Source organism: Photobacterium sp. S4TG1 (genome assembly GCF_036040035.1).
In the GTDB taxonomy this organism is placed as follows: Bacteria; Pseudomonadota; Gammaproteobacteria; order Enterobacterales; family Vibrionaceae; genus Photobacterium.
The window spans coordinates 1-379 of the sequence record NZ_JAYXUH010000056.1 but is presented as its reverse complement, the minus strand read 5'-3'; the positions used below and the strand labels follow the sequence as shown (position 1 = coordinate 379).

The 379-nt window shown below is 48.3% G+C and carries 2 tRNA genes; both read right to left on the bottom strand.

The window, feature by feature from the left end:
- Nucleotides 1-126: 126 nt before the first annotated feature.
- Nucleotides 127-202: transfer RNA gene (locus VXS03_RS20135), tRNA-Glu, on the bottom strand.
- 2 nt (nucleotides 203-204) lie between these two features.
- A tRNA-Ala gene (locus VXS03_RS20130) sits at nucleotides 205-280 on the bottom strand.
- Between the last annotated feature and the right edge of the window lie 99 nt (nucleotides 281-379).

Sequence of the window (379 nt, the reverse complement as noted above, 5' to 3'; positions counted from 1 at the left end):
AAATTAATCTTTCGATTAAATTTACTAGTCAGCTTTCCAGATTGTTAAAGAGCATGTGTCTATCTTTCGACGTCCACTTTTTAAAAGTACTCACTCTCTTTATTTAAGAAAAATACGTTTAAAAAGTGGCGTCCCGTAGGGGAGTCGAACCCCTGTTACCGCCGTGAAAGGGCGGTGTCCTAGGCCTCTAGACGAACGGGACATTGGTGGAGCTATGCGGGATCGAACCGCAGACCTCCTGCGTGCAAGGCAGGCGCTCTCCCAGCTGAGCTATAACCCCAATATTTTACTTCAAAAGAAGTTCTCCGAAGAGAAGATGGTGGGCGATACCGGGCTCGAACCAGTGACCCCCTCCTTGTAAGGGAGGTGCTCTCCCAAC